The sequence below is a fragment of the Luteococcus sp. H101 genome, from assembly GCF_038433155.1.
GTDB lineage: Bacteria > Actinomycetota > Actinomycetes > Propionibacteriales > Propionibacteriaceae > Luteococcus.
The window spans coordinates 45,769-51,588 of record NZ_JBCDMW010000019.1 but is presented as its reverse complement, the minus strand read 5'-3'; the positions used below and the strand labels follow the sequence as shown (position 1 = coordinate 51,588).

Here is a 5,820-nt window from a genome sequence, read left to right as displayed (position 1 = left end):
CCTCGGGCCTGCAGACCTCCCGGGACCACAGTCCGTCGGCCCACGGTGTTGCACCTCTCGTCGGGGCGGCGGTGGGTCTCAGAGCCCCAGGTCCGCCAGCCCCAGCGCGTAGCGGTACTCCAGCCCAGCGGCCTCGATGGCCTCCTTGGCGCCGGTATCGCGGTCCACGATGCAGGAGACGCCCACCACCGTGGCGCCGGCCTCGCGCAGCGCCTCGACGGCGGTCAGAGCGGAGCCACCCGTCGTGGAGGTGTCCTCCACCACCAGCACGGTGCGGCCGCTGACCTCGGTGCCCTCGATCCGGCGCTGCATGCCGTGCGCCTTCTCCGCCTTGCGCACCACGAAGGCGTCCAGCCGGCCACCGTCGTGCGCGGCGGTGTGCAGCATGGCGACGGCAATCGGGTCGGCGCCCAGGGTGAGCCCGCCCACCGCGTCGAAGTCCCAGTCCGCCACCAGGTCCCGCATCACCCGGCCGACCACCGGGGCGGCGGCGCCGTCCAGGGTGACCCGGCGCATGTCGACGTAGTAGTCGGCCTCCTTGCCGCTGGCCAGGGTGACCTTGCCATGCACCACGGCCAGGGTCTTGACGTGTTCGATGAGCTCTTCGCGATCGGTCATGGCTTCACAGTAGTGGCTGAGCGACGGCTGACTACGCGGTGGGCGTAGCCTGCTTTCCGCGTCGGGACCCGAGGCACCCGTTAGTGTGAAGGCATCAATTCCCAGACCCTGCTGTCCCAAGAATCCCGGAGTAGACCATGTGGACCCTTCTGCTGATCGTGCTCGGCCTGCTGGTGCTGGCCGGCATCCTGTTCATCGCGCCCTACAACGGATTCGTGCGGCAGCGCAATGTGATCCAGGAGTCCTGGCGTCAGGTCGACGTCGAGCTGAACCGTCGCTATGAGCTGCTGCCCAACCTGGTGGAGACGGTGCGGGCCTACGCCGGGCACGAGCGCAACACGCTGGAGGAGATCACCAAGCTGCGCAGCCAGGCGATGGCCCTGTCCCAGGGGGGCTCCACCGAGGCCGATCCCCAGCGGGCGAATGTCGAGGCGCAGCTGTCCGGCGCCGTGCGCAACATGATGGTCAGCGTCGAGGCCTACCCGGAGCTGCGAAGCAACCAGAACTTCCTGGAGCTGCAGCGCCAGCTGGCCGAGACCGAGGACCGGATTGCCGCCGGCCGTCGCTTCTACAACGCCAATGTGCGGGCCTACAACACCAAGGTGGAGTCGGTGCCCAGCAACATCGTCGCCAACATGTTCCACTTCGAGAAGGCCACCTACTTCGAGGTGAACGACGCCGCCGTGCGACAGGCCCCCGACGTGAACTTCGGTGAGATCAGCTACCGCGGCGACGCTCCGCAGCAGCACAACCCGGGCGTGAACCAGGCGGCCCCCACCGCCAGCAATGAGCTGCCCAATCCGCAGGCCCAGCAGGCACAGCAGCCGGTCACGTGGGACCAGCCGCAGCAGCAGCCCCAGGGCCAGCCGCAGCAGCAGCCCCAGAACCCGGGTCAGCAGGCCTGATCCCATCCCCTGGCCTCACCTCCCTGGCCCCAGTTCACCGAATGGCCCCGTCCCCTCCACGCGAGGGGGGCGGGGCCATTCGTCGTGTGCCCCTCCGTCGTGTGCCCCTCCGTCGTGTCCCCCTCGCCGTGTCCCCGGGGCCCAGATCCCCACTGTGCAGCCGTTAGGTCTTGGGGCAGCTGCTGGAGTGGCTGCCCGGACACGTAATGGCTGCGCAGTGGATTCAGGGACGGGATTCTCGCGGGTTTCTCCGCGGTGGGGGTGGACCACCGGACCATCCGGGCTGTGCGGGAGCGGGTCATCAGTCGTGTTCCCCTCGTCGTGTGGCCTCGGGCCGCAGATCCCCACTGTGCAGGCGTTAGCTCTTGGGGCAGCTGCTGGAGTGGCTGCCCGGACACGTAATGGCTGCGCAGTGGATTCAGGGACGGGATTCTCGGTGGGGGACCAGGCGACGGGTTTCTCCGCGGTGAGGTTGAGCGAGGGACCCTCCTCTCTGGCCGGGACTGCAGCAGTGCTGCGACGGGGTCTGGCCACGCCCACGGTGTTGTCCGTTTGTTGTCCGGGTGTTGTCCGCTCTTGTGCTGGCGCGGGGCAGGGCCGTGGACTTCTGCCATGGACACGGACGCGACGGAGCCACGAACGACCCAGCAATGGTTGGCGGAGGGGCGCACGCCCGCGGACCTGCGTCGGCCCGTGGCGGCGGGGGAGTTGGTTCACCTGCGTCGCGGGGCCTATGTCCAGCAGACGGCCAAGACCAAGGAGGAGCGGCACCGGCAGCTGATCGATGCCACCGCCCCCGGGCTGACGGATGCGGTTCTCAGCCACTACTCGGCGGCGGTGGTCCACGGCCTGCTGTTGCCGCATGGCCCGTCACAGGAGGTGCAGGTGATCCGCTCCCGCACCTCCCGCGGTGGGGGCACCAAACGGGGCCCGCTGCACGTCCACGTCGCCCGATTGCCCCCGGAGGACATCACCATGGTGGACGGCCTGGCGGTCACCACCCGGGCCCGCACCCTGGTGGACCTGGCCTGCCGGATGACCTTCGACGCCGCCGTGGTCACCCTCGATGCCGGGCTCCGCCATCCCGAGGGGCGCGGCCGCGAATCAGCCGCGATGCGTCAGCAGGTAGAGGCGGTGCTGTCCCGGATGGGGCGGGTCCCCGGCATCAAGAAGGCGCGCGACGCCGTGGCTTTCGCCGACGGGCGGGCGGAGAGTCCGCTGGAGAGCCGCAGCCAGCTGGTGCTGTGGCGAGAGGGGATTGCTCCGCCCGAGCTGCAGTACGTCGTGCGCGACCAGTCCGGCCGGGAGATTGCGCGGCTGGACTTCGCGTGGCCGGAGCACAAGGTCTATGGGGAGTGCGACGGCAAGGTGAAGTACACCACCCTGCTGCGCGACGGGGAGACACCCGGAGACGTCGTGATGCGGGAGAAGCGGCGGGACAATCTGCTGACCGACTTGGGCTGGCGTGCGGTTCGGTGGCAAGACCTCGACCTCCAACGGCCGAAGGTGCTGGCAGGGCGGGTGCGTCGGGCCCTGGCGGGTGCCTGAGTCCGGTCAGGTCCCCACTGTGCAGCCGTTAGGTCTTGGGGCAGCTACTGGAGTGGCTGCCCGGACACGTATTGGCTGCGCAGTGACTCCGGGCTGGGGGCATCCGGTCGGTGAGGGGCGCGGACGTTCGTCGTGTTACCTGGGCGCCAGATCCAGCCAGTGCCACCGCGACGGCCCAGGCGCGAGATCCCCCACTGTGCAGCCGTTAGGTCTTGGGGCAGCTGTTGGAGCGGCTGCCCGGACATCCAACGGCTGCGCAGTCGGGAAGTGTGCGCAGTCGGGAGTTGGGGGACGACGAGCCCCGCCCGGAGATCCGGACGGGGCTCGTCGTGGAGCAGGGAAGGCCTCAGGCGTCGATGCCCTCGGCCTTTGCCTTGCGCTTCTCGTTCAGGTACTCGAAGACCATCGGGAGCACCGAGATCAGCACGATCAGCAGCAGCACCGCGTCGATGTTGTCCCCGATGAACTTCACATTGCCCAGCAGGTAGCCCAGCAGCGTGACCCCCCAGACCCAGATCACACCGCCGATGGCCGTCCAGGTGATGAAGTGCCGGAAGTTCATGTGGGAGGCGCCGGCCACCATGGTGACGAAGGTCCGGACGAAGGGCACGAAGCGCCCGAGCACCAGCGCCTTGGACCCGTACTTCTCGAAGAAGTCGTGCGACTGCTGCAGGTGCTTCTGGCTGAAGATCTTGCCGAAGAAGTTGTCGCGGGGCTTGAACAGCCACGGGCTGATGAACTTGCCGACGTAGTAGCCCGCGACGTTGCCGATGATGGCGAAGAAGGTCATGACCAGGCAGGCGACGACGTAGACCATCGGCTTGCTCATGCTGCCGAAGGTGATCGACGGCGGGTTCATCGCGATGAACATGCCGACGGTGAACAGGAGCGAATCACCGGGAAGCACCGGGAAGATCGCGCACTCCAGGAAGAGGATCAACGCCACGCCCCACAGCGCCCAGTTGCCCAGGTTGTGGATCAGGGTCGCGGGGTCCAGCCAATCGGGCATCAGCATGGGTGTCAGCAGCATGGTGCTCATCAGGTCGGTCACCCTTGAAAGGCTAACGTGGGGGGCTGTGACGCACCTGAGCCATGACGATGCCGCCGCTGTGCCCGAGGGGCCGGATACCACGGCTCCGGATACCGCGCCCCTTGACCCCACGGCGCCGACGACGGGGGTCGGGCCACATCCGGAGCCCTGGCCCGACGACCCGCGGCTGGACCCGGAGCTGCTGGCCGACGGGGACCGGCGCAATGTGCTCGACGAGTTCCGCTACTGGCGGCTGGAGGCCATCGTCGCGGAACTGGACACTCGTCGACACGGGCTGCACATCGCCATCCAGAACTGGGAACACGACTTCAACATCGGTTCCATGGTGCGCACCGCCAATGCCTTCAACGTGGCGGGGGTGCACATCGTCGGGAGGCGACGGTGGAACCGGCGCGGCGCCATGGTCACCGACCGATACCTGCAGGTGCACCACCACCCGGACGTCGCGTCCCTGACCGCCTGGGCCCGCGCGGCCGGGGTGGACCTGGTGGGCGTGGACAACCTGCCTGGCTCGGTGCCGCTGGAGCACGAGCCGCTGTCCAAGGACTGCTGCCTGGTCTTCGGCTCCGAGGGCCCCGGGCTGACCGACGAGATGGTGGCGGCCTGCAGCAAGCTGGTGGCCATCACCCAGTACGGCTCCACCCGCTCCATCAACGCCGGCGCCGCGGCGGCCATCGCGATGTACGCCTGGGCGCTGCAGCACGCCGGCTGATGAGGGCAGTCGACTGGCGTCAGACCTGACCGCCCTGCTCGATCCACTCCTGGATCACTGCGGTGTCGGCGTCGCCCCGGCCGGACTCCACAAGGCCTTCAACCGCCGCCAGGATCGGGCCCACCACCAGTGAGTCCGTGCCGGTGGCCTGTGCCTCGGCCAGGTACGCCTTCAGATCCTTGATCCAGAACCACAGCGGCCCCGATGGGGAGTAGTCCTTGGTGGCGAAGCGGCTGGCCTTGTCCTTCAGAACGGCGCTGCTGGCATAGCCGCCCTGCAGCAGTTCGAAGAGCTGCCCGACGTCCAGTCCGGAGCGCTCGGCCACCACGCTCGCCTCGGCGATGGCGGTGATGGTGGCAGCCACGATCGCCTGGTTGCAGGCCTTGGCCACCTGGCCGGCACCCAGCGGGCCTAGGTGCGCCGCGGTGCCGGTGAGGTTGAGCACCTCCACCACGGGACCAACTAACTTCTCGGGGCCGCCGACCATGATGGACAGGGTGCCGGCCTCGGCGCCCACCTGGCCGCCGGAGACGGGGGCATCCACCACCCGCAGTCGGCCGTCGGAGAGCTCGTCGGCCCAGGCGTCCAGCTCGCGCACATCGGTGGCCGCGACGCTGGAGCAGACCACCAAGGTGAGCGGACCCTGGATCCCGGCGAGCAGGCCGTCGGGTCCGTCGCAGACCGTCCGCACGTGGTCGATCGCCGGAACCATGCAGATCACCAAGTCACTCGTGGCGGCCAACTCCCGCGCCGTTTCCGCCCAGCTCGCTCCGAGGTCCAGCATCGGCTGGGCTCGTTCCACGCTGCGGTCATTCAGTGCCAGCGACGTGCCCGCGGGCATGTTCTGGGCGATGTGCCGGGCCATGGGCTGGCCCATGGTCCCCAAGCCGATGAAGCCGATTCTCGTCATGTCTACTCCTCGTGGACGGCCGTCCTTTGCCCGATTGTCTCCAGTCCAAGAGTGCCACCGGCCAACCCCAAATGGG

5 protein-coding genes and 1 pseudogene are annotated in these 5,820 nt (G+C 68.5%); 3 read left to right on the top strand and 3 right to left on the bottom strand.

The annotated features are described in order from the left end of the window. Positions 1-78: 78 nt before the first annotated feature. Positions 79-618, bottom strand: coding sequence for an orotate phosphoribosyltransferase (gene pyrE, locus AAEX60_RS07110; protein WP_342102231.1), 540 nt, complete (start codon positions 616-618; stop codon positions 79-81). 137 nt (positions 619-755) lie between these two features. On the opposite strand from pyrE, the gene AAEX60_RS07105 reads away from it, so the two are divergent. Next, complete coding sequence (locus AAEX60_RS07105) at positions 756-1,523, top strand: LemA family protein (protein WP_342102229.1); 768 nt, start codon at positions 756-758, stop codon at positions 1,521-1,523. A 612-nt stretch (positions 1,524-2,135) separates the two neighbouring features. Beyond that, the gene (locus AAEX60_RS07100; RefSeq protein WP_342102227.1) at positions 2,136-3,071 is read left to right on the top strand and encodes a hypothetical protein; all 936 of its coding nucleotides are present in this window, start codon (positions 2,136-2,138) and stop codon (positions 3,069-3,071) included. A gap of 346 nt (positions 3,072-3,417) precedes the next feature. Here the strand turns inward: AAEX60_RS07100 and AAEX60_RS07095 are convergent, their stop codons facing one another. Further along, entirely contained in the window at positions 3,418-4,110 is a 693-nt protein-coding gene (locus AAEX60_RS07095; RefSeq protein ID WP_342102495.1) for a DedA family protein, read from the bottom strand. A gap of 178 nt (positions 4,111-4,288) precedes the next feature. On the opposite strand from AAEX60_RS07095, the gene AAEX60_RS07090 reads away from it, so the two are divergent. Then, positions 4,289-4,834: a TrmH family RNA methyltransferase gene (locus AAEX60_RS07090; RefSeq protein ID WP_342102492.1), complete on the top strand. Its 546-nt coding sequence runs from the start codon at positions 4,289-4,291 to the stop codon at positions 4,832-4,834. A 19-nt stretch (positions 4,835-4,853) separates the two neighbouring features. On the opposite strand, the pseudogene AAEX60_RS07085 reads toward AAEX60_RS07090, so the two are convergent. After that, positions 4,854-5,780: pseudogene (locus AAEX60_RS07085) on the bottom strand (NAD(P)-dependent oxidoreductase); the annotation flags it as partial. Positions 5,781-5,820: the final 40 nt, after the last annotated feature.